At 71.5% G+C, this 21,661-nt stretch carries 17 protein-coding genes and 1 pseudogene; 8 read left to right on the forward strand and 10 right to left on the reverse strand.

Annotated elements, in window-relative coordinates; genetic code table 11:
* On the forward strand, positions 1-2,196 hold a 2,196-nt coding region (gene glgB, locus G3I54_RS08950; protein WP_239144300.1), incomplete at its 5' end, for a 1,4-alpha-glucan branching enzyme.
* Positions 2,197-2,274: 78 nt separating this feature from the next.
* Here the strand turns inward: glgB and G3I54_RS08955 are convergent.
* The 5 genes and pseudogenes from G3I54_RS08955 to G3I54_RS08975 form a co-directional block, all read right to left on the reverse strand.
* Positions 2,275-3,162, reverse strand: coding sequence for an NAD(P)-binding domain-containing protein (locus G3I54_RS08955; RefSeq protein ID WP_164612828.1), 888 nt, complete (start codon positions 3,160-3,162; stop codon positions 2,275-2,277).
* Between the two features lie 100 nt (positions 3,163-3,262).
* Positions 3,263-3,562 (reverse strand): thioredoxin domain-containing protein, encoded by a 300-nt coding sequence (locus G3I54_RS08960; protein WP_164612914.1) that lies wholly within the window; start codon positions 3,560-3,562, stop codon positions 3,263-3,265.
* Between the two features lie 4 nt (positions 3,563-3,566).
* Positions 3,567-3,701 (reverse strand): annotated as a pseudogene (locus G3I54_RS08965) (MerR family DNA-binding transcriptional regulator); the annotation flags it as partial.
* 53 nt (positions 3,702-3,754) lie between these two features.
* On the reverse strand, positions 3,755-5,050 hold the full coding sequence (locus tag G3I54_RS08970) for an LAETG motif-containing sortase-dependent surface protein (RefSeq protein ID WP_164612830.1): 1,296 nt from the start codon (positions 5,048-5,050) through the stop codon (positions 3,755-3,757).
* Between the two features lie 208 nt (positions 5,051-5,258).
* Complete coding sequence (locus G3I54_RS08975) at positions 5,259-6,626, reverse strand: cation:dicarboxylase symporter family transporter (protein ID WP_164612832.1); 1,368 nt, start codon at positions 6,624-6,626, stop codon at positions 5,259-5,261.
* Positions 6,627-6,792: 166 nt separating this feature from the next.
* On the opposite strand from G3I54_RS08975, the gene G3I54_RS08980 reads away from it, so the two are divergent.
* The 3 genes from G3I54_RS08980 to G3I54_RS08990 all read left to right on the forward strand — a co-directional run bounded on the left by G3I54_RS08980 (position 6,793) and on the right by G3I54_RS08990 (position 10,098).
* Complete coding sequence (locus G3I54_RS08980) at positions 6,793-8,541, forward strand: sensor histidine kinase (RefSeq protein WP_164612834.1); 1,749 nt, start codon at positions 6,793-6,795, stop codon at positions 8,539-8,541.
* Positions 8,538-9,212, forward strand: coding sequence for a response regulator (locus G3I54_RS08985; RefSeq protein WP_030079200.1), 675 nt, complete (start codon positions 8,538-8,540; stop codon positions 9,210-9,212). The genes G3I54_RS08980 and G3I54_RS08985 overlap by 4 nt, the downstream gene beginning before the upstream one ends.
* 181 nt (positions 9,213-9,393) lie before the next feature.
* On the forward strand, positions 9,394-10,098 hold the full coding sequence (locus G3I54_RS08990; protein WP_203685762.1) for a helix-turn-helix transcriptional regulator: 705 nt from the start codon (positions 9,394-9,396) through the stop codon (positions 10,096-10,098).
* Positions 10,099-10,117: 19 nt separating this feature from the next.
* On the opposite strand, the gene G3I54_RS08995 is transcribed toward G3I54_RS08990, so the two are convergent.
* Entirely contained in the window at positions 10,118-11,143 is a 1,026-nt protein-coding gene (locus G3I54_RS08995) for an ATP-dependent 6-phosphofructokinase (protein ID WP_164612836.1), read from the reverse strand.
* A gap of 289 nt (positions 11,144-11,432) precedes the next feature.
* On the opposite strand from G3I54_RS08995, the gene pta reads away from it, so the two are divergent.
* From pta to pyk, 3 genes are all read left to right on the forward strand, one after another.
* On the forward strand, positions 11,433-13,514 hold the full coding sequence (gene pta, locus G3I54_RS09000) for a phosphate acetyltransferase (protein WP_164612839.1): 2,082 nt from the start codon (positions 11,433-11,435) through the stop codon (positions 13,512-13,514).
* A gap of 38 nt (positions 13,515-13,552) precedes the next feature.
* On the forward strand, positions 13,553-14,764 hold the full coding sequence (locus G3I54_RS09005; RefSeq protein ID WP_343240292.1) for an acetate kinase: 1,212 nt from the start codon (positions 13,553-13,555) through the stop codon (positions 14,762-14,764).
* 102 nt (positions 14,765-14,866) lie between these two features.
* Positions 14,867-16,297: a pyruvate kinase gene (gene pyk, locus G3I54_RS09010; protein WP_164612842.1), complete on the forward strand. Its 1,431-nt coding sequence runs from the start codon at positions 14,867-14,869 to the stop codon at positions 16,295-16,297.
* A gap of 99 nt (positions 16,298-16,396) precedes the next feature.
* On the opposite strand, the gene G3I54_RS09015 is transcribed toward pyk, so the two are convergent.
* The 4 genes from G3I54_RS09015 to G3I54_RS09030 form a co-directional block, all read right to left on the reverse strand.
* Entirely contained in the window at positions 16,397-17,707 is a 1,311-nt protein-coding gene (locus tag G3I54_RS09015) for a hypothetical protein (protein ID WP_164612846.1), read from the reverse strand.
* On the reverse strand, positions 17,697-18,257 hold the full coding sequence (locus G3I54_RS09020; RefSeq protein WP_164612848.1) for a DUF6114 domain-containing protein: 561 nt from the start codon (positions 18,255-18,257) through the stop codon (positions 17,697-17,699). Before G3I54_RS09020 ends, G3I54_RS09015 begins: the two co-directional genes overlap by 11 nt.
* A 96-nt stretch (positions 18,258-18,353) precedes the next feature.
* Positions 18,354-19,007, reverse strand: a complete 654-nt coding sequence (locus G3I54_RS09025) for a DUF6230 family protein (RefSeq protein WP_164612850.1) — start codon at positions 19,005-19,007, stop codon at positions 18,354-18,356.
* A 652-nt stretch (positions 19,008-19,659) separates the two neighbouring features.
* Positions 19,660-20,610 carry a tetratricopeptide repeat protein gene (locus G3I54_RS09030; protein WP_239144301.1) on the reverse strand — a complete coding sequence of 317 codons (951 nt, stop codon included), beginning with the start codon at positions 20,608-20,610 and terminating at the stop codon, positions 19,660-19,662.
* A 402-nt stretch (positions 20,611-21,012) separates the two neighbouring features.
* Between G3I54_RS09030 and G3I54_RS09035 the strand changes: the two genes are divergently transcribed.
* Positions 21,013-21,639: a TetR/AcrR family transcriptional regulator gene (locus G3I54_RS09035; RefSeq protein WP_164612854.1), complete on the forward strand. Its 627-nt coding sequence runs from the start codon at positions 21,013-21,015 to the stop codon at positions 21,637-21,639.
* Positions 21,640-21,661: the final 22 nt, after the last annotated feature.

The raw sequence follows: 21,661 nt of genomic DNA on the forward strand, positions 1-21,661 counted from the left end.
GCCGACGACGGCCAGGGCGCGCGCCCCGCACCGGCCCTGGACGGCGCGGACCGCGGCCGGCTGCTGGCCGGCGACCACCACGCGCCGCACGACGTGCTCGGCGCGCACCCGATCCCCGGTGGGGTGCTGGTCCGGGCGCTGCGGCCGTTCGCGCGGTCGGTCACGGTGCTGGCGACCGGGCTGCGGGCCGAGCTGCACGACGACGGCGACGGCTTCTTCTCCGGTGTGCTGCCGGTGCCGGAGGCGCCCGCGTACCGGCTCGAAGTGGCCTACGACGACACCACCATCGAGGTGGAGGACCCCTACCGCTTCTGGCCCGCGATCGGCGAACTCGATCTGCATCTGATCGGCGAGGGCCGGCACGAGGAGCTGTGGCGGGCGCTCGGCGCGGAGCCGATGGAGCATCAGGGGGTGGCCGGGACGCGGTTCACGCTCTGGGCGCCGAACGCGCGCGGTGTGCGGATCACCGGTGACTTCAACTACTGGGACGGCGCGGGCTGTCCGATGCGTTCGCTCGGCTCGACCGGGGTGTGGGAGCTGTTCCTGCCCGGGGTCGGCGAGGGCGCGCTGTACAAGTACGACATCTGCCGCCCGGACGGTTCGCACACGGTGCGGGCCGACCCGATGGCCCGGCGCACCGAGGTGCCGCCCGCGACCGCCTCGATCGTCACCGCGTCGCACCACGAGTGGCAGGACGCGGACTGGATGGCGCACCGGGGCGACCGGCCGGTCCACGAGGCCCCGTTCTCCGTGTACGAGGTCCATCTCGGCTCCTGGCGACCTGGCCTGACGTATCGTCAGCTCGCCGAGCAGCTTCCGGCGTACGTCAAGGACCTGGGCTTCACGCATGTCGAGCTGATGCCGGTCTCCGAGCACCCCTTCGGCGGCTCCTGGGGCTATCAGGTCACCGGCTTCTACGCGCCGACCTCGCGGATGGGCACCCCGGACGACTTCCGCTTCCTCGTCGACGCCCTGCACCGGGCCGGCATCGGCGTGATCATGGACTGGGTTCCGGCCCATTTCCCGCGCGACGACTGGGCGTTGGCCGAGTTCGACGGACGGCCGCTGTACGAGCACTCCGATCCGCAGCGCGCGGCGCACCCGGACTGGGGGACGCTGGAGTTCGACTACGGCCGCACGGAGGTGCGCAACTTCCTGGTCGCCAACGCCACTTACTGGTGCGAGGAGTTCCACATCGACGGGCTGCGGGTCGACGCGGTGGCCTCGATGCTCTACCTCGACTACTCCCGCGAGGACGGCCAGTGGTCGCCCAACGAGTTCGGCGGCCGGGAGAACCTGGACGCGGTCGCCTTCCTCCAGGAGATGAACGCGACCGTCTACCGCCGCAACCCCGGCGTCGTCACCATCGCCGAGGAGTCCACCGCCTGGGACGGCGTCACCCGGCCCACCGACGGCGGCGGTCTGGGCTTCGGGCTGAAGTGGAACATGGGCTGGATGCACGACTCGCTCCAGTACATGGCGAAGGAGCCGATCCACCGCAAGTACCACCACAACGAGATGACGTTCTCGATGGTGTACGCCTACAGCGAGAACTACGTGCTGCCGATCTCGCACGACGAGGTGGTGCACGGCAAGCAGGCGCTGGTGGCGAAGATGCCCGGCGACTGGTGGCAGCAGCGCGCCAACCACCGCGCCTATCTGGGCTTCATGTGGGCCCACCCGGGCAAGCAACTCCTCTTCATGGGCCAGGAGTTCGCCCAGGGCGCGGAGTGGTCCGAGGGGCACGGCCCGGACTGGTGGCTGCTGGACCCGGCGTACGACGCGTCCGGCGACCACCGCGGGGTGCGGACCCTGGTCGGCGATCTGAACGCGGTGTACGGGGCGGTGCCCGCGCTGTGGCAGCGCGACACCGTGCCGGAGGGGTTCAGCTGGGTGGACGGCGGGGCTGCCGAGGACAACGTGTTCGCGTTCCTGCGGTACGACGCGGACGGCTCCCCGCTGCTCGCGGTCTCGCACTTCTCCCCGGCGGTCCGCAGCGACTACCGCCTCGGGGTGCCGGAGACCGGCACGGAGGGCTGGGTGGAGGTCCTCAACACCGACGCCGCCCGTTACGGCGGTGGCGACGTGCGCAACGAGGAGCCGCTGAAGGCGGAGGCGGTGCCCGCGCACGGCCGCCCGTCCAGCATCTCGCTGACGCTGCCGCCGCTGGCGACGGTGTGGTTCCGTCCGGCGTAGCCCGTACGGCGTGAAGGCCCGGGCCCGTACCGCGTCGCTGGTGGACGCGGTGCGGGCCCCTCCCCCGTTCGCGGCGGGTCAGCGCCCGGCGAGCACCTCGATGATGCTCGTCCACGACTCCGGGCCGTGGCCCTTGGCGATGGCCCGGTCGGTGACGCCCTTGAGCGCGGCCAGCTGCGAGACGTCCAGGCCGTGATCCTTCGAGGTGTGCAGGATGTGGTCGACGCTGGCGGCCATCATGGCGAGGTTCGCGCCGTCGGGCGTGTAGTCGCGCGAGTCCGCGCCGGCCGCCGTGTGCGCGGCGATCGGCGGCAGGATGGCCGCGATCGTGTTGAGGTACGGGGCGAGCGACGCGCCGTCGACGCCCTCCGCGCGGGCCAGCGCGAAGGCGTGGACGAGTCCGCCCATCGCTCCGTAGAAGAAGTCCAGCATCGCCATGTCATAGGCGGCGGCGAGCCCGTGGTCCTCGCCGAGGAAGGTGGCGGGTGCGCCGAGCGCCTTGAGGGTGGCCTCGTGCGCCTCGAACGCGGCCCGGTCGCCGGAGTGGAAGACCAGCGCGTCCGCCGAGCCGACCACGTCGACCGGCACCATGATCGTCCCGTCGAGGTAGGACAGCGAGTGCTTCTCGGCCCAGGCGGCGGTCTGCCGAGAACGGGCCGGGGTGTCCGAGGTGAGGTTGACCAGGACGCGGCCCTGAAGCGCTTCGGCCAGCGGCTCCAGGACCGCGTCGGAGGCGTCGTAGTCGACGAGGCAGACCACGACGAGCCCGCTCGCCCGCACGGCCTCCTCGGCGGACGCGGCCCGCACCGCGCCCCGGGCCACGAGGTCCTCGCCCTTTCCGGCGGAACGGTTCCAGACGGTGGTGGGGTGGCCGGCGGCCAGGAAGGCGCCGGCCAGGGAACGGCCCATGTCGCCGAGGCCGAGGACGGTGACAGGGGCGGGATTCGGTGTGTTCGCTTGCGTCATGTGGACCATGCTGGGCGCGCGGCGGGGGCTTGCCCAGAACCCACTTGACTGTCAGATACGTACTTTCGGGAAAGGGTCCAGCTCAGGGCGTTCCGCCCGGTCAGGATCGCTGCGCGGCCATGCCCCGTCCGGCCGGGTCGAGGACGTCCGCCGGCTCCTGGAGCGGCTTGCGCTTCGGCCGGGCGCCGACGAGCGACGTCACCGGCTCACCCGCCCGGAAGACCATCAGGGTCGGCGTCGCCAGTACGCCGTACCGGACGGTGATCCCGGGTGCGCGGTCGGCGTCGAGCTGGACGATCCTGATCCGGTCGGCCTCCTCGCGGGCGATCTCGCCCAGCACCGGGGCGAGTTGGCGGCAGGGGCCGCGCCGGTCGGCGGTGAACTGGACCAGCACGGGCAGCGCGGAGGCGCAGGTCGCCCTCGTCGTAGCTGCGGTAGCCGTTCTCCGCGCGCCGCGCGGGCGGGAGCCCGCGCGACTCGTAGTAGCGGAGTGTCCGCGTCGTCGTCCCGGCCCGTTCGGCCGGCTCCCCGATTCGCATGGGAGGAACGTATTCCTTGACGCCGACGTCAACGCGAGCGCTGGACCGGGGCGTCAGTTCCCGCGGGCCGCGGAGCGCCGGCGCACGGCCCAGACGATGCCGCCGCCCGCCACCACCGCGGCGGCCGCCATGCCTGCGAGCGGGGCGGTGGAGTCCGCGCCGGTCGCCGCGAGGTTGCCGCCGGTCTGCGGGGTGGCGCCGCCGGTCGTCGAGCCGCCCGTGTCGGCGGAGCCGCCGGAGGAGCCCGAACCGCCGGCGCCGCTCGTGCCACCGGTGGAGCCTGAGCCGCCGGTGGACGAGGAGCCGCCCGTACCGCCGGTGGAACCGGACGAGCCGGAGGAGCCCGAGGTGTCCGAGCCCTTGCCGGTGTCGATCACGATCTGCGCGGTGTCGTTGGCGGCGTTGCGGTCGAAGGGGCGCTCCGGGCCGCTGAAGGAGACCTCACCCGTGGTGCGGCCCACCGCCTTGTCGATGCGCAGGACGAAGGGGTAGCTCTCGCCGCCGTCCACGTCGACCCAGGACTGCGAGGTCCCGCAGCGGTAGTGCGTCTTGGTGACCGCGTCGCAGAATCCGTGCGCCTTGACGACGGACGTGCCCTTCGGAATGTGGACGTCGACGGTGGCCACGCTCTGGTCGCGGACGCCCTGCACCCGGGCGGGGCCCGCGTTGGCGAACTTCACCGTGGCGGTGACCTTGTCGCCGGCCTCGCCCTTCAGCTCGGCGCCGGTCAGGCCGAAGTCGGCGGTGTTCGCGGCGGTGACGTCGGCCGAGGCGACCGGCTCGGGGTGGTTCTCCCGGTCGGCGTCGGTGGCCGGGCCCTTCTCGACCAGCGTGAGCGGGTCGCCGGTGCCCGGCACCGGCTCGGTGGAGCCGCTGTCGCCCGCGTCCGGGTCCGGCTCGGTGACGCCGATCGTCACCCGCAGATCGTCGTTGAGCGCGGAGTCGAGCGCCTTGAGCGAGACGGGCTTCGCCGTGCCGTAGACGACGCCCGGCTTCAGCGGCTGGTCGATCTTGCAGGCGGCGACATGCGAGTCGGGCATCTCGTCGTAGGACGGGATCGTGTAGTAGCTGCAGTTCTTGTACGTCTCGTCCGCCTTCAGGCCGGGCGACACGGCGTACGTCACATAGGAGACGGGCACCTCCTCCGTCCCCTTGTTGAGGAAGGTCAGGGGGGTGGAGAACGCGCTTCCGGCCTGAACCCCCTTGATCGGTGCGATCGTTCCGACGCCGAGATCCGGCTCCGGTTCGTCGGCGAGCGCCGACGCGGCGCCCAACGCCACCAGCGCGGTGGCGGCTATGGCGGCGGTCCCGCCACGGAGGGTCCGGCGGCGGGAAGGCGTGATGCGCATGGAAGTCCTTCGGTCGTGGGGCGCGTGGGGCGGACTGCGGTCCTTCACCTCTCAAGACCGGTGCCGGGCAAGGAGGGTTGTGCCCGCGAAAACGGTCGTGACAGAACACGGACACAAGGGCGCCCGTACCGGCGGGGTACGGGCGCCCTTGTGTGTGTGGGGGGTGCCGCAGCGGCCCGGGGGTGCCGCTGCGGCCGTTGGGGGGTGGTCAGACCTTGGCGGGCTGCTCGGAGGCGGTGTCCCGCTGCTCGGGGACCTCGCCGGAGTCGCCGGACGGGGCGTGGTCGTCCACGAGGGTCTTCTCGTCGAACGGGACCCGGCCCGCCAGCACCTCGTTCACCCGGTCCTTGTCGATCTCCTTGGTCCAGTGGCCGACCAGCACCGTGGCGACCGCGTTGCCCGCGAAGTTGGTCAGCGCGCGGGCCTCGCTCATGAAGCGGTCGATGCCGACGATCAGGCCGACGCCGTCGACGAGTTCGGGGCGGTGCGACTGGAGTCCGCCGGCCAGGGTCGCCAGGCCCGCGCCGGTCACGCCCGCCGCGCCCTTCGAGGCGATGACCATGAAGACCAGCAGCGAGATCTGCTCGCTCGCGCTCAGCGGGTCGCCCATCGCGTTGGCGATGAACAGCGAGGACATCGTGAGGTAGATCGCGGTGCCGTCGAGGTTGAAGGAGTAGCCGGTCGGCACGGTGATGCCGACGACGGGCTTGCTGACGCCCAAGTGCTCCATCTTCGCGATCAGCCGCGGCAGGGCCGACTCGGAGGAGGAGGTGGACAGGATCAGCAGGAACTCGCGGCCCAGGTACTTCAGCAGCGAGAACAGGTTCACCCCGGCGACCAGGCGCAGGATCGCGCCGAGCACCACGAAGACGAACAGCGCACAGGTGACGTAGAACCCGATCATGATGATCGCCAGCGACTTCAGGGCGTCGAGGCCGGTCTCGCCGACCACCGCGGCGATCGCGCCGAACGCGCCGACCGGGGCGGCCCACATGATCATGGCGAGGATGCGGAAGACGAGGCGCTGGATGTGGGTGATGCCGCGGATGATCGGCTCGCCGGCCGAGCCCATCGCCTGGAGCGCGAAGCCCGCGAGCAGCGCGACGAGGAGGGTCTGGAGGACCTCGCCGGCGGTGAAGGCGGAGACGATCGTGGTCGGGATGATGCCGAGCAGGAAGTCCACGGTGGACTCGCTCGCACCCGCCGCCTGCGCCTCGCCCGCGGCCCGCGCCTGCTCGGTGATGTGGAGGGTGGAGCCGGGCTCCAGGACGTTGCCGACCAGCAGGCCGATGGCGAGGGCCACGGTCGACATGACCAGGAAGTAGCCGAGCGCCAGACCGCCGACCGCGCCGACCTTGGCGGCCTTGCGCACCGAGCCGACGCCCAGGACGATCGTGCAGAAGATGATCGGCGAGATCATCATCTTGATCAGGTTCACGAAGCCGGCCCCGATGGGCTTCAGCTCGACGGCCACCCCGGGGGCGACGAAACCGACGAGGATGCCGAGCGCGACGGCACCGATGACGGCGATGTACAGATAGTGGGTTCGGTCCCGCTGTTTGGCTGCCACTGCCACGGCTGGCTCCTCGGCTCGGTCACGGCGCCCCCGTCCCTGGGGGCTCCGGTGACTATCCACCGCCCTGTGACCCCGGTCACCCTTGCGTTCATATCGTTCACGGTCGCTTTCCGGCCACCCGGGAGAGGCCTGGGAGCCTCCGGCCGGGCCAGGCAGACTGTGGGGTATGCGTCTCCCCCGTACCCTCCCGCGCAGCCTGGCGGGCCAGCTCTTCGCCATGCAGGTCGTGCTCATCGCCGCGGTGGTGGCCGGGTGCGCCGTCTTCGCGTACGTCTCGGGCAGCGCGCAGGCCGAGGAGACGGCCGCCCGGCAGGTGCGGGTGGCGGCCCTCGCCGTGGCCGATTCCCCCTCCGTACGGGAGGCCATCCGTACCCCGGACCCGTCCGCCGTACTCCAGCCGTACGCGGAGCGGGTGCGCGAGGACACCGGGATCGCCTTCGTCACGATCATGGACACCGAGCGGGTGCGCTGGACCCATCCGGACACCACGCAGATCGGCGACACCTTCCTCGGGAACACCGCGAAGGCGCTGCGCGGGCAGACCTTCACCGAGACGTACACCGGCACGCTGGGCCCCTCGATACGGGTGGTCACCCCGATCCGCGACGACGGGCGGATCGTCGGCCTGGTCAGCGCGGGCATCACGGTGGACCGGGTCTCCTCGCAGGTACGGGAGCAGCTCGGCGCCCTCGCGCTGGCGGCGGGCGGGGCGCTGGCCCTCGGCGGGATCGGCACGTACGTGGTCAACGCCCGGCTGCGGCGGCACACCCACGGGATGAACGCGGCCGAGCTGAGCCGGCTGCACGACTACCACCAGGCCACCCTGCACGCGGTGCGGGAGGGGCTGCTGATGCTGGACGGGCGGCGGCGGATCGCGCTGATCAACGACGCCGGGCGGGAGCTGCTGGGCCTGGGGCCGGACGCGGAGGCGGTCGGCCGTACGGTCGACGAGCTGGCGCTGCCCGCGCCGCTGACCGGGGCGCTGCTGGCGTCGGAGGCCCGGGTGGACGAGCTGCATCTGACGGCGGAGCGGGTGATCGTGGTCAACACCCGTCCGGTGGTGGGCGGTGAGCAGCGCGGCACGGTGGTGACCCTGCGGGACCACACCGAGCTCCAGGCGCTCTCCGGCGAGCTGGACTCCGAGCGCGGATTCACGCAGGCGCTGCGCTCCCAGGCCCATGAGGCGGCGAACCGGCTGCACACCGTGGTGTCGCTGATCGAGCTGGGCCGGGTGGAGGAGGCGGTGGACTTCGCGACGGCGGAGCTGGAGCTGGCCCAGGTGCTGACCGACCGGGTGGTGGGGGCGGTGGAGGAGCCGGTGCTGGCGGCGCTGCTGCTCGGCAAGGCGGCCCAGGCGAACGAGCGGGGCGTGGAGCTGGTGCTCGCGGAGGACAGCCTGATCGACGACGGGGCGCTGCCGCCCTCGCTGGCCCAGCGCGATCTGGTGACGATCCTCGGCAATCTGATCGACAACGCGGTGGAGGCCGCCTCGGAGGGCCCGGACGGCACGGAGGAGTCCGGGGCCGAGGTGCCCGCGCCCCGGACGGCCGGGGGCCCGGCGGGGCGGGCCCGGGTGACGGTGACCGCGCTCGCGGACGAGCGGGAGCTGTTGCTGCGGGTCGCGGACACCGGCGCGGGCATCGGCCCGGAGGCGGCGGACGAGGTGTTCCGGCGCGGCTGGTCGACGCACGGGGCGGGGCGCGGCCTCGGCCTGGCGCTGGTCCGGCAGGCGGCGTACCGCAACGGGGGCACGGTGGAGCTGGACGCGGGTCCGGACGGCGGCGCGCGGTTCACCGTACGGCTGCCGCTCCCGGCCCGTACGGCAGGATCGCGGGCCGAGTCCGGGTCCGGGACCGGCTCCGGCTCCGGCTCCGGCTCCGGCTCCGCATCGACGTCCGAGGAGGTCACGGCATGATCCGGGTGCTGGTGGTGGAGGACGATCCGGTGGCCGCCGACGCCCACCAGATGTACGTGGAGCGCGTCGAGGGCTTCACGGTGACGGCGGTGGCGCACACCCGGGCGGCGGCGGTGCGGGCGCTGGAGCGGACGCCGGTGGACCTGCTCCTGCTCGACCTCTATCTGCCCGACGGGCACGGGCTCGGGCTGCTGCGCTCGCTGCGGGCCTCCGGCCACGGGGCGGACGTGATCGCGGTGACCTCGGCCCGGGATCTCGCGGTGGTGCGGGAAGGGGTGTCGCTCGGCGTCGTGCAGTACGTGCTGAAGCCGTTCACGTACCCCACACTGCGGGACCGGCTGGTGCGGTACGCGGAGTTCCGGGGGGCCGCCGGGGAGGCGAGCGGGCAGGAGGAGGTGGACCGGGCGCTGGGCGCGCTGCGGGTCGCGCATCCGGCCGCGCTGCCCAAAGGGCTCAGCGGTCCGACGCTGGAGGCGGTGACCCGGGTGCTGAAGGAGTCGCCCGAGGGGGTGACGGCGGCCGCCGCCGGGGAGCGGCTGGGGATCTCGCGGATCACCGCCCGGCGGTATCTGGAGCATCTGGTGACCGTCGGCAGCGCCGCGAGGCGTCCGCATTATGGGCAGGTCGGCCGACCGGAGCTGCACTACAGCTGGCTGGCGGCCGGGCGCTGACCGTGCGGCGGCCGGTGGACCGGAAAGCGCTTGCAGGTCGGTTTTTCCGCTCCGGCGACCCTCTGCCGGGGCGGAAAAGAAAGCGCTGGTGGGACGGCATTCACGTACCGCCCGCCCGGTTCGTGGCTGGAGGTTCCTACGAAGCGTGTTCTGTGGGGAACGTACCGTAGCCAGGGCGGAAATGGACTCCTACGGTGGGCCCGTGCACCCCACCCCGCCGTTCAACGCCCCCGCCGCGCGCCGTCTCCGCGAGGCTCTGGGGATGGCTCCCGGCCATGTCGCCTACGGGCTCGCCGCCCAGTACGGACTCCGGATCAGCGCAGAGACCGTCATCGCCTGGGAGCGCGGTCTCGCGACCCCCGGGGAACGCGAGCTGACCGCCCTCGCCGGCGTCCTCTGGTGCGCCCCCGGTGAGCTGCTGGCGGCCGCCGCCACCTTGCGCGAACACCGTATGACCCGGGAAATGACCGTGGACGACCTGGCCCGGCAGCTGGGCATGACCGGCGCCTCGTACCTGCGGATGGAGGAGTCGGGGCGCTGGCGGGGCAACGAGAAGCAGTCGGCGGCGCTGTGCCGGGCGCTGGATCTGTCGGCGGCGCAGTTCCTGACGGCGACCGGCCGCGACGAGGAGCTGGCGGAGCTGCTGAGCAGCGCGGTCACCACGCGCTGGCAGGCGTACGTCCGGCCGGTGGCCAAGCTCGTCCCGCTGGACCGGGCGCTGATCCAGGACGTGCTGGAGCAACTGCACACCGACTACCAGGCGCTGATGGTCTCCACGCTGAGCTGGAGCAGCACGGGACAGGAACGCTCCGGGTCGACGGGCGACGCGGGCCGGGCGTTCCTGTCCCGGGTGGTGGAGCAGTTCTGGCGGACCGCCGGGGTGTGAACCCCCTCGGCGGGCGCGGCTAGAAGACCGACTCGGCCTCGTACATCCGCTCCACCGGGACCGTCTTCAGCCGGGTGACGGCGTCGGCGAGCGGGACCATGGCGATGTCGTTGCCGCGCAGGGCGGTCATCCGGCCGAAGTCGCCGCGGTGCACGGCCTCCACGGCGTTCCAGCCGAAGCGGGTGGCGAGCACCCGGTCGTACGCGGTCGGCGTGCCGCCGCGCTGGACATGGCCGAGAATGACCGGCCGGGCCTCCTTGCCGAGCCGGGTCTCCAGTTCGACGGCGAGGCGGTTGCCGATGCCCTGGAAGCGCTCGTGGCCATACTGGTCGATCGCGCCCTTGGCGTACGGCATGGAGCCCTCGGCCGGGTGCGCGCCCTCGGCGACGCAGATGACGGCGAACTTCTTGCCGCGCGCGAACCGCTCCTCGACCATCTTGACCAGGTCGTCGACCTGGAAGGGGCGCTCGGGCAGGCAGATGCCGTGCGCGCCGCCGGCCATCCCGGACTCCAGGGCGATCCAGCCCGCGTGCCGGCCCATGACCTCGACGACCATCACCCGCTGGTGGGACTCGGCGGTGGTCTTGAGACGGTCTATGGCCTCGGTCGCGACGCCCACCGCCGTGTCGAACCCGAAGGTCCGGTCGGTGGCGGAGATGTCGTTGTCGATGGTCTTCGGTACGCCGACGACCGGCATGCCCGCGTCGGAGAGCATGCGGGCCGCGGTGAGCGTGCCCTCGCCGCCGATCGGGATGAGCGCGTCGATGCCGTAACGGCGGGACAGCTCCTCGCAGTTCTCGGCGGCCTCGCGCAGCCGGTCGCGCTCCAGGCGGGCCGAGCCGAGGATGGTGCCGCCGCGGGCGAGGATGCCGCTGACCGCGTTGAGGTCGAGGGGGCGGAAGTGGCCGTCGAGCAGCCCCTTGAAGCCGTCCTCGAAGCCGATGACCTCGTCGCCGTGGCCGACGACGGCCCGGTGGACGACCGACCGGATCACTGCGTTCAGGCCGGGGCAGTCGCCGCCCGCGGTGAGAATGCCGATGCGCATCGAGGTATTTCTCCTGCTCGTTCTCGTTGGTGCCGCGCTTTTCCGGGAGGCCGGCCGCGCCGGCCCCCGTGCCCTGAACCTCCACGATTCTCCCACGCCCGGCACGGACCGGGCGCTTTCGGCCGGGCCGGGACCTCCGGCGGGCGGCATAGCGGCCCCCGCAGGTATCGTCAAGAGGCAATGCAGGCCAATGCCGCACCCGGTGGACACGCCGGGCGGGCACGGGGGCATCACCGTACGTCCGGACGCCCCGCGGGTCGCGGCACCGAACATGGACGGGAGACCACGCGTGGCGCGCAGCGTGTACGTGACCGGGATCGACCGGGGGGACGGCCGTCAGGTCGTCGAGCTGGGAGTCATGGAGCTTCTGACGCGTCAGGTGGACCGGGTCGGCGTCTTCCGCCCGCTGGTCCATGACGGACCCGACCGGCTCTACGAGCTGCTGCGGGCCCGCTACCGGCTCTCGCAGAGCCCGGCCACCGTCTACGGCCTGGACTACCACGACGCCTCCACCGTGCAGGCGGAGAAGGGTACCGACGAGCTGGTCTCCCGGCTCGTCGAGCGCTTCCATCAGGTGGCGCGCGACTACGAGGTGGTCCTCGTCCTCGGCAGCGACTTCGCCGCCACCCAGCTCCCGGACGAGCTGGCGCTCAACGCCCGCCTCGCCAACGAGTTCGGCGCCTCGGTGATCGCGGTGGTCGGCGGCAAGGGGCAGACCGCGGAGTCCGTCCGCGCCGAGACCCGTAACGCCTACCGCGCCTACGCCGGCCTCGGCTGCGACGTGCTGGCGATGGTGGTGAACCGGGTCGCTCCCGAGGACCGGGCCGTGATAGCCGAGCGGCTCGCGGCCCGGCTGCCCGTGCCGGTCTCCGTGCTGCCCGACGACCCGGCGCTCTCCGCCCCCACGGTCGCCCAGATCACCGCGGCGCTGGACGGCACGGTGCTGCTCGGCGACGACTCGGGGCTCGCGCGCGACGCGCTGGACTTCGTCTTCGGCGGGGCGATGCTGCCGAACCTGCTGAACGCGCTGACGCCCGGCTGCATGGTCGTGACGCCCGGGGACCGGGCCGACCTGGTGGTGGGTTCACTGGCCGCGCACAGCGCCGGCACCCCGCCCATCGCCGGCATCCTGCTGACCCTGAACGAGCGCCCCGGCGAGGAGATACTCACGCTGGCCGCGCGGCTCGCACCGGGTACCCCGGTCGTCTCGGTGGCCGGCGGCTCCTTCCCCACCGCGGCGGAACTCTTCACCCTCGAAGGCAAGTTGAACGCGGCGACGCCCCGTAAGGCGGAGACCGCGCTGGGCCTGTTCGAACGGCACGTCGACACCGGCGCCCTCCTCGACCGGATCTCGGTGGCCCGCAGCGGACGGGTCACGCCGATGATGTTCGAGCACGAGCTGCTGGAACAGGCCCGCTCCGACCGCAAGCGCGTGGTGCTGCCGGAGGGCGCCGAGGAGCGGGTGCTGCGCGCCGCCGACGTACTGCTGCGCCGGGACGTCTGCGATCTGACGCTGCTCGGCGATGTGGACGTGATCCGCAAGAAGGCCGCCGACCTCGGCATCGACCTCGCGGACACCCAGCTGATCGACCCGCACACCTCGGAGCTGCGCGGGGCCTTCGCCGAGCGGTACGCCGAACTGCGCGCGCACCGCGGGGTGACGGTGGAGCTGGCGCACGACGTGGTGGCGGACGTGAACTACTTCGGCACGCTGATGGTGCAGGAGGGTCTGGCCGACGGGATGGTGTCGGGGTCGGTGCACTCCACGGCGGCCACGATCCGCCCGGCCTTCGAGATCATCAAGACGAAGCCGGACGCGTCGATCGTCTCGTCGGTCTTCTTCATGTGCCTGGCCGACAAGGTCCTCGTGTACGGCGACTGCGCGGTCAACCCGGATCCGAACGCCGAGCAGCTCGCGGACATCGCGGTGCAGTCGGCGGTGACGGCGGCCCGCTTCGGCGTGGAGCCCCGGATCGCGATGCTGTCGTACTCCACCGGGACCTCGGGCTCCGGCGCGGACGTCGACAAGGTGCGCGAGGCCACCGAGCGGGTGCGGGCGCAGCGGCCGGAGCTGCGGGTGGAGGGGCCGATCCAGTACGACGCGGCGGTCGAGCCGTCCGTCGCGGCGACGAAGCTGCCCGATTCGGAGGTGGCCGGGCAGGCCACCGTGCTGATCTTCCCGGACCTGAACACCGGCAACAACACCTACAAGGCCGTGCAGCGCTCGGCGGGCGCGGTGGCGGTCGGTCCGGTGCTCCAGGGTCTGCGCAAGCCGGTCAACGACCTGTCGCGCGGCGCGCTCGTCCAGGACATCGTCAACACCGTGGCGATCACAGCGATCCAGGCGCAGAGCGAGGAGCGCCCCGCATGACGACTTCCTCCATCCCCCAGCACGAAGGTACGGCCCCTGTGGAACCGCATCGCGTCCTCGTCCTCAACTCCGGCTCCTCGTCGGTGAAGTACCAGCTCCTCGACATGCGCGACCGTTCCCGGCTCGCCTCGGGCCTGGTCGAGCGGATCGGCGAGGAGACCTCGCGCCTGGTGCACACGCCGCTGACCGGCGGCGGCGCCGAGCCCCGGGAGCGTACGGGCCGGATCGCGGACCACACGGCGGCCCTGGAGGCGGCGGCCGAGGAGCTGGCGGCGGACGGCCTCGGCCTCGACTCCCCCGAACTCGCCGCGATCGGGCACCGGGTGGTGCACGGCGGGCTGAGGTTCAGCGCGCCGACCGTGATCACCGACGAGGTGCTGAAGGAGATCGAGCGCCTGGTCCCGGTCGCGCCGCTGCACAACCCGGCCAACATCACGGGCATCCGTACGGCGCAGGCGCTGCGGCCGGACCTGCCGCAGGTGGCGGTGTTCGACACGGCGTTCCACACGACGATGCCGGAGGCCGCCGCGCGGTACGCGATCGACGTGGAGACCGCCGACGCGCACCGCATCCGCCGCTACGGCTTCCACGGCACCTCGCACGCGTACGTCTCGCGGAAGACGGCCGAGCTGCTGGGGAAGACACCCGAGGAGGTGAACATCATCGTGCTGCACCTGGGCAACGGGGCGTCGGCCTCGGCGGTCGCGGGCGGGCGGTGCGTGGACACCTCGATGGGGCTGACGCCTTTGGAGGGGCTCGTGATGGGTACCCGCTCCGGGGACATCGATCCGGCGGTCACCTTCCATCTGAAGCGGGTGGCGGGCATGTCGGCCGACGACATCGACGTCCTGCTGAACAAGAGGAGCGGGCTGGTCGGTCTGTGCGGCGACAACGATATGCGGGTGATCCGCCGCCGGATCGACGAGGGCGACGAGCGGGCCGCGCTGGCCTTCGACATCTACATCCACCGGCTGAAGAAGTACATCGGCGCCTATACGGCGGTGCTCGGCCGGGTGGACGCGGTGGCGTTCACGGCGGGGGTCGGGGAGAACGCGGCTCCGGTGCGGGAAGCTGCCATCGCGGGGCTGGAGGAGCTGGGCATGGCGGTGGACGCCTCGCTCAACTCCGTACGGTCCGGCGAGCCGCGGCTGATCTCGCCGGAGTACGCCCGGGTGGCGGTCGCCGTGGTGCCGACGGACGAGGAGCTGGAGATCGCCGACCAGACGTTCGCGCTCGTCGAGGGGCCGTAGTCCACGGTTCGGACGGGTCGACAACTGAGCGCCCCCGCGCCCCTTTGTATCTTCCACCAGACGGAATATTCCGCAGCGAAACAAACCGATAGGATCCGCCTCATGCGCCGTTCCAAAATCGTCTGCACCCTCGGTCCCGCCGTCGACTCCCATGAGCAGCTCGTCGCTCTGATCGAGGCCGGCATGAGCGTGGCCCGTTTCAACTTCAGTCACGGCACCCACGAGGAACACCAGGGCCGTTACGACCGTGTCCGCAAGGCGGCCGCCGAGACCGGCCGCGCGGTGGGCGTGCTCGCCGACCTCCAGGGCCCCAAGATCCGGCTGGCGAAGTTCGCCGAGGGCCCGGTCGAGCTGGTCCGCGGGGACGAGTTCACCATCACCTCCGAGGACGTCCCCGGCGACAAGTCGATCTGCGGCACGACCTACAAGGGTCTGCCCGGCGACGTCACCAAGGGCGACCCGATCCTGATCAACGACGGCAACGTCGAGCTGAAGGTCGTCGCGGTCGAGGGCCCCCGGGTCAGGACCATCGTCATCGAGGGCGGTGTCATCTCCGACCACAAGGGCATCAACCTGCCCGGCGCGGCGGTGAACGTCCCGGCTCTCTCCGAGAAGGACATCGAGGACCTGCGCTTCGCGCTGCGGATGGGCTGCGACCTGGTCGCCCTCTCCTTCGTCCGGGACGCCGACGACGTCAAGGACGTGCACAAGGTGATGGACGAGGAGGGCCGCCGGGTCCCCGTCATCGCCAAGGTGGAGAAGCCGCAGGCCGTCGAGCACATGGAGGGCGTCGTCGCGGCGTTCGACGGTGTGATGGTGGCCCGTGGCGACCTGGCCGTCGAATACCCGCTGGAAAAGGTCCCGATGGTGCAGAAGCGCCTCATCGAGCTGTGCCGCCGCAACGCCAAGCCGGTGATCGTGGCGACCCAGATGATGGAGTCGATGATCACCAACTCGCGGCCGACCCGCGCCGAGGCGTCCGACGTCGCGAACGCGATCCTGGACGGCGCGGACGCGGTCATGCTGTCGGCCGAGTCGTCGGTGGGCGCTTACCCGATCGAGACGGTCAAGACGATGTCGAAGATCGTCTGCGCCGCCGAGGAGGAGCTGCTCTCCAAGGGCCTCCAGCCGCTGGTGCCCGGCAAGAAGCCCCGTACGCAGGGCGGCTCGGTGGCCCGCGCGGCCTGCGAGATCGCGGACTTCCTGGACGGCAAGGCCCTGGTCGCCTTCACCCAGTCCGGCGACACCGCCCGCCGCCTGTCCCGCTACCGCACGGCCCAGCCGATCCTGGCCTTCACCACGGACGAGGGCACCCGCAACCAGCTGGCCCTGAGCTGGGGCGTCGAGTCGCACGTCGTTCCGCACGCGGACAACACCGACGCGATGGTCGACCTGGTCGACGCGGAGCTGCTGAAGCTGAACCGCTACAACGACGGCGACACGATGGTCATCACCGCCGGCTCGCCCCCCGGCATCCCCGGCACCACCAACATGGTCCGGGTGCACCACCTGGGCGGCGGCGAGCGGGACTGACCCGCACCCGCACCACCGCATGACCGTGGGCCGTACTCCTGGTGAGGAGTACGGCCCACGGTTCTGTGCGGCTCCCGGACGGGTTCAGGGGGGCGGCTCTCAGCTCCTGCCGCCTTCGAGGTAGTTCTCCAGACCCGGAACGGTGAGCGTGCCACCGAACTGGCCGGCCTGGGTCACCTTCACCTTGGTGAAGAAGGCGAAGGGGACGTTCAGCGGCGGCGGGGTCTGCGGGCTGAAGGTGATCGGGATGAGGCCGAAGAGGTTGCCCTTCAGCTCCTCCGTGTACATCGTCACCTCGCCGTTGCGGATCGTCGACGTGGAGCCGGGCCGCGACTTCACATGACCCGTCGTGCCCGCGGGGCCGACGGTCAGCTGGTGCAGGTCCTTGATGTCGATGGAGCTGGCGGTGAACTTCAGCACCTTCTTGATGCTGCCGTCCGCCTTCTTCACCTCGACGATGCCGTGGTAATCCAGGCCGTTGAGCGTGAGCAGCGTCGACTCCAGCGTCCACGGGTCGGACGGGAGCAGCGGCATGCCGGGCTCCAGCTCGGCCGCGGCGAGCGCGTCCGGGTCGGGCTCGGGGCACGGGAAGCGCGGCTTGGCGCCGTCCGGGATGTCCTCGTCCTTCTTGGGGTCGAGTCCCTTGACGTCCTCGTCGAGCTCCTCGACGTCCTTGCCGGCCTTCCCGGCCGCCTCGCGGATGGCGTCGGCCGTCTTGTCGGCCGTCTCCTTCGCCTTGTCGGCCGCACCCTTGGCCGGGTCCTTCGGCTCGTCCGACGGCTTCGGGGCCTTGGTCGTCGCGCTCGGGGACGGGCCGGCCGGCTTCTCGTCCTCGGCCTTCTCCTCGGCCTTGTCGTCGTTCGGCCCGTCGAAGAGGTCCTTCAGCGCGTCGCCGAGCCCGAGCGGGTCCAGCGGGTTCTTCGACTTCGTGGGCGTCGGGGTCGCGGAGGGCGTCTCTCCGCCGGACCGGGCCGACTTGTCCTCGGCGTCGGGCTTCGCGCCGTCCGCCGCGTCCTTGTCCGCGTCGGAGGCCGAACCGCTCGCCGAGGGCTTCGGGGTCGCGGTGTCGTCCTTCTCGTTCTCGTCCTTCTTGTCGTCCTTCGCCGTGGCCGACGGGGACGGGGTGGCCTTCGGCGACTCGCTCTCGCTCGGCTCGTCGGACCGGGTGACACACGGTCCCGGCGCGAACGGGATGTCGGCGCGGTCGTCGGCCAGGGCCAGCTTGGGTGTCAGCCCCATGCCCACGAAGACCGCCGTCGGCATCGCGGCGAGCGCCAGCGCCTTCTTGCCGCTGGGCAGGTGGAGCTTGGTCAGCAGCGACTTCCTGGGGGCCGCGTGACGGGGGCCCTTGCGCTCGCGGAGGTCGTCGCCTGGGTAGGCGTTCGTCCGCTGTCCTTCGTCACCCCGCACGATGCCTCCCGGCGTCGGCGTCGGCTGCCAGGTCGGATCCGGCGCCCTGCTGCTGGGGCACGGCCGCGGCGTGGAGCTTGTCCTCGGACCGCTCCCGGTCCGGGTGGTCCTCGTCCTGGTGCTCGGCGAGCGGGGCCTCTTCGGCGTCCTCCGGCTTGCCCGGCGCCCAGGAAATGGACAGGGCTCCGCCCACGAGGGCGAAGACGAACCCGATGACGAAGCCGCCGATGTTGGCGACGGGTATGGAGATCAGCGCGAGCAGGATGGCCGCGACACCGGCGAAGACCCGGACGATGCTGTGGTACCACATCGTCAGACCCAGCGTGATCAGCAGAACCCCGATGATCAGGGACCCGGCGCCGGCCGTGGTGGACATCGCCAGCGTCATGTTGCCGAGCTTCATGCTGGCGTACGGGAAGTAGGCGATGGGAACCCCACCGGCCATGGTGAACAGTCCGGCCCAGAACGGACGGTGACCCCGCCAGGCGCGGAAGCGTCGCCGAAGGACGCGGATGTAGTGCTCGTTCTGCCCTGTGGACTCGGGGCTCATGGAAAACAGCTCCCTGGAACCGGTACTGCCGTGAGAAGGGGAGGGTGGGCGGCCGGAAAGCCCTGAGGGGACGTTCCGGCCGCCCTGGCCGGAGTGCTAGAAGCACTCCTTGACGTCCGTGTGCAGCCTCAGCTTCAGGTCACTGAGCTTGAAGGTGCCGGCGGTGGTCGCCCACGCCGTCTGCTTCACGTTGGTCAGAACGGCCCGGTCGGCCCGCTGCGCGAAGCCCGCCTCGTTGGCCTGCGTACCGGGCTGGATGCCTATCCCGTTCGGCCTGTTCTTCTTCTTCAGCTCACCGGCCGCGACACCGATGTCGATGTTCTCGAACTCGGCGTCGGCGTCCAGCTGTGCGACGTCCAGGTAGAGGTTGGTGGCCTCGACCGGGCGGTCCGGGTTGGTACCGGCCCTCAGCTCAAGACTGATGCTCTTGCCGATGAAGGGGACCTTCGGCGTGACCACCGACTGGCACATGTTGGTGATCGTGGCACTGCTGAAGCCCGACACCGCGACCGCGTGCGCCGCTTCCTTGCCGTTGAGGTCCTTGCCGACCGCGACGCTGCCGTACTGGACGAAGTCCCGGCCGTCCAGCTTGTCGGTCCGGACCTTGAAGCTCTGCCCGGACACACTGAACGAGGCCGCCAGCGCGCCCTGTGCGAGGCCGACGCCCACCGCCGCCGTGGCGACGACGCTCGGCACCATGACCAGAGCGAACCGCTTCCATCTCGTCCCACCGCGAACCTGGGAACTCATACTTGCTCCTTCTTCTCGGACGTACATCTCCGGCCGGGCATCGTGCCCGTCTGGGATGGGAGAAGTGCTACGTCCTCGGGGAAGGAGAGCGCCCGTATCGGAGACGTGTCCCGCATCCGATCCACCGGCGTTCACCCCCGAGCGACAACCACTGGCCGCGCGTTCAGCACAGCCGGTCGGACAGGCCCCGCCCGTGAGCGGGAACCCCCCTGTCCGCGGTCGGCGCCACTGCCGCCGACCCACCCGGTGGGGACCCAACAGACCCTCAGGCACCGGCTGGAGACCGGGCTGTAGGTATTGGACCGAGCGTGGCCGATCGTGGTGCATTCACGCCCGCGACACAAGGGGGATCGTTACTGGCTAGTAACGGCCCGATAACCGCAGTGCGACAGGGCGGCATCGCGCGGCGACGCAGGGTGGCACGAAAGGGACATCGGAATGGCGGGAAACTTCATGGAAACGGGACAGAATCACCAGCCCGCCTTACTGCGAGTAACAGCTCGCATCTTTGTCAAGATTTGGTAAAGCGAAGGCTTCTCGTGCCGCCCTTTGGCGTCAGGACGGCAAAACGGCCGCACGGCCGAGAAGGCGGTGCGGCCGTCTTGTCACATCGGAACAATCGGGCTCGTCCGGAGCGGACGGCGGGCCGGCGTCAGAACAGGACGCGGGCCAGCGCGGTGCGCGCGGCGGTGACCCTGGGGTCCTCCGGGCCGATCACCTCGAACAGCTCCAGCAGCCGCAGCCGGGCGGCGTTCCGGTCGTCGCCGGCGGTGCGGCGGACCGTCTCGACGAGCCGGCCGAAGGCGTCCTCGACATGGCCGCCGACCAGATCCAGATCGGCCGCGGCGAGCTGGGCGTTCACATCGTCCGGGCGGTCCGCCGCCTCCTTGCGGACCGCCTGCGGGTCCATGCTCTGCACCCGGCCGAGCAACTCCGCCTGGGCCAGACCGAGCTTGGCCTCCGGGTTGCCCGGGTCGTCCGCGAGGACGTTCTTGTACGCCTGGACCGCGCCGCCGAAGTCATTGGCGTCGAGAGCCGACGCGGCGGCCTCCAGCACGGCGTCGTACGGACCGGCCGGCGCCTCGGCCGGAACGGCGTCCGCCGGGGCGGCGTCCGGGTCGACGACGATCCCGGTCAGCCCGAAGCGCTCCTCGCCGACCTGGATCAGCTGGTCCAGCGTCTCGCGGATCTGGGCCTCGGGGGCCGCGCCCTGGAAGAGCGGGAGGGCCTGCCCGGCGACGACGGCGAAAACGGCCGGAATGCCCTGGATGCCGAACTGCTGCATCAGCATCTGGTTGGCGTCGACATCGACCTTGGCCAGCAGGAAGCGGCCGTTGTACTCGACGGCCAGGCGCTCCAGCAGAGGGCCCAGCTGCTTGCACGGCTCGCACCACTCGGCCCAGAAGTCGATGACGACGGGGACCTCGGCGGAGCGCTGGAGGACATCGCGCTCGAAACCGGCTTCATCGACGTCGATCACCAGGGCGGCGGGCGCGACGGCGCCCGCGCCCCCGGTACGGGAGGCCTCCGCACGGGCCTGCTCCGCCTTGGCCTTGGCCTCACCGGCCGCCTTGACGGCGGCGAGGTCGACAACGCCGCTCATGGACATGTTCCTAGGCTGCATACGTACATCCTCCCCCCTGAGCACACCGTTCCGGAAAGCGAGTGCGAGAACCGGACCGGTCCGAGCCCTCACCGGCGTGCGAGGGCGGACGGACCGGAGCGGTTCGCGGGCCCCTGAAAGACCCGGGTGGACCTTCCGGATCCCCATCCGGCCGGTCCGTGCGGCCCCGGGTCCCCACCCGGCGCCTGGGGTCTCCGCGGAGACCCGGTGGCTGTCGCTCGTTCGTTCCGTGGCGTACGGGGGCGGGCGAGCCGCCTTCCTTACGCTACGACCCGTAGCGTAACTGCCGATCACCCCGCCCGAACAGGCGATCCCGGTGATCTGTCTCACGGACACCGGGGCGCAACGGTTCTCCCTACCGGCCGGTATGGTCGCCGCATCATGAGCGACAGCGACCCCAAAGCCACCCGAACAGGACGTCCGCGGAGCACCGCGGCCGATGCCGCGATCCTCGAAGCGACACGGGCGTCCCTGGTCGATCTCGGCTGGTCGAAGCTGACGATGGGCGATGTGGCGACCCGGGCCGGGGTCGCCAAGACGACCCTCTACCGGCGGTGGGCGGGCAAGAACGAACTGGTCGTGGACGCGGTCGCGGTCCTCTTCGACGAGCTGGAGCTGCCCGACCGGGGCAGCCTGGCCGCCGATGTGCAGGGCGTCGTGCTCCAGTTCGCCTCGCTGCTGGAGCGGCCGGAGGCCCGGACCGCGCTGATGGCGGTGGTCGCCGAGTCCACCCGCGACGACTCGCTGCGCCATCGGATCCGCTCGGCCATCGTGGACCGGCAGAAGCGGCTGGTGCTGCTCGGCCGGGAACGCGCCCAGGCCCGCGGCGAGCTGCGGTACGAGGACGACGCCTCGACGGCCGCCCGCAACGCGGACCTGATCTTCGACGTGATCGCCGGTGCGGTGGTGCACCGCACCCTGGTGAGCGCGGAGCCGGTGGACGCCGAGTGGGCGAGCGGCTTCACCTCGCTGCTGCTGCTGGGGCTGGCCGGCGCCCAGGCGGCGTAGTGCCGTGGCGGAACCGCCCGGA

It is taken from the genome of Streptomyces sp. SID14515 (assembly GCF_010548505.1).
GTDB lineage: Bacteria > Actinomycetota > Actinomycetes > Streptomycetales > Streptomycetaceae > Streptomyces > Streptomyces caviscabies.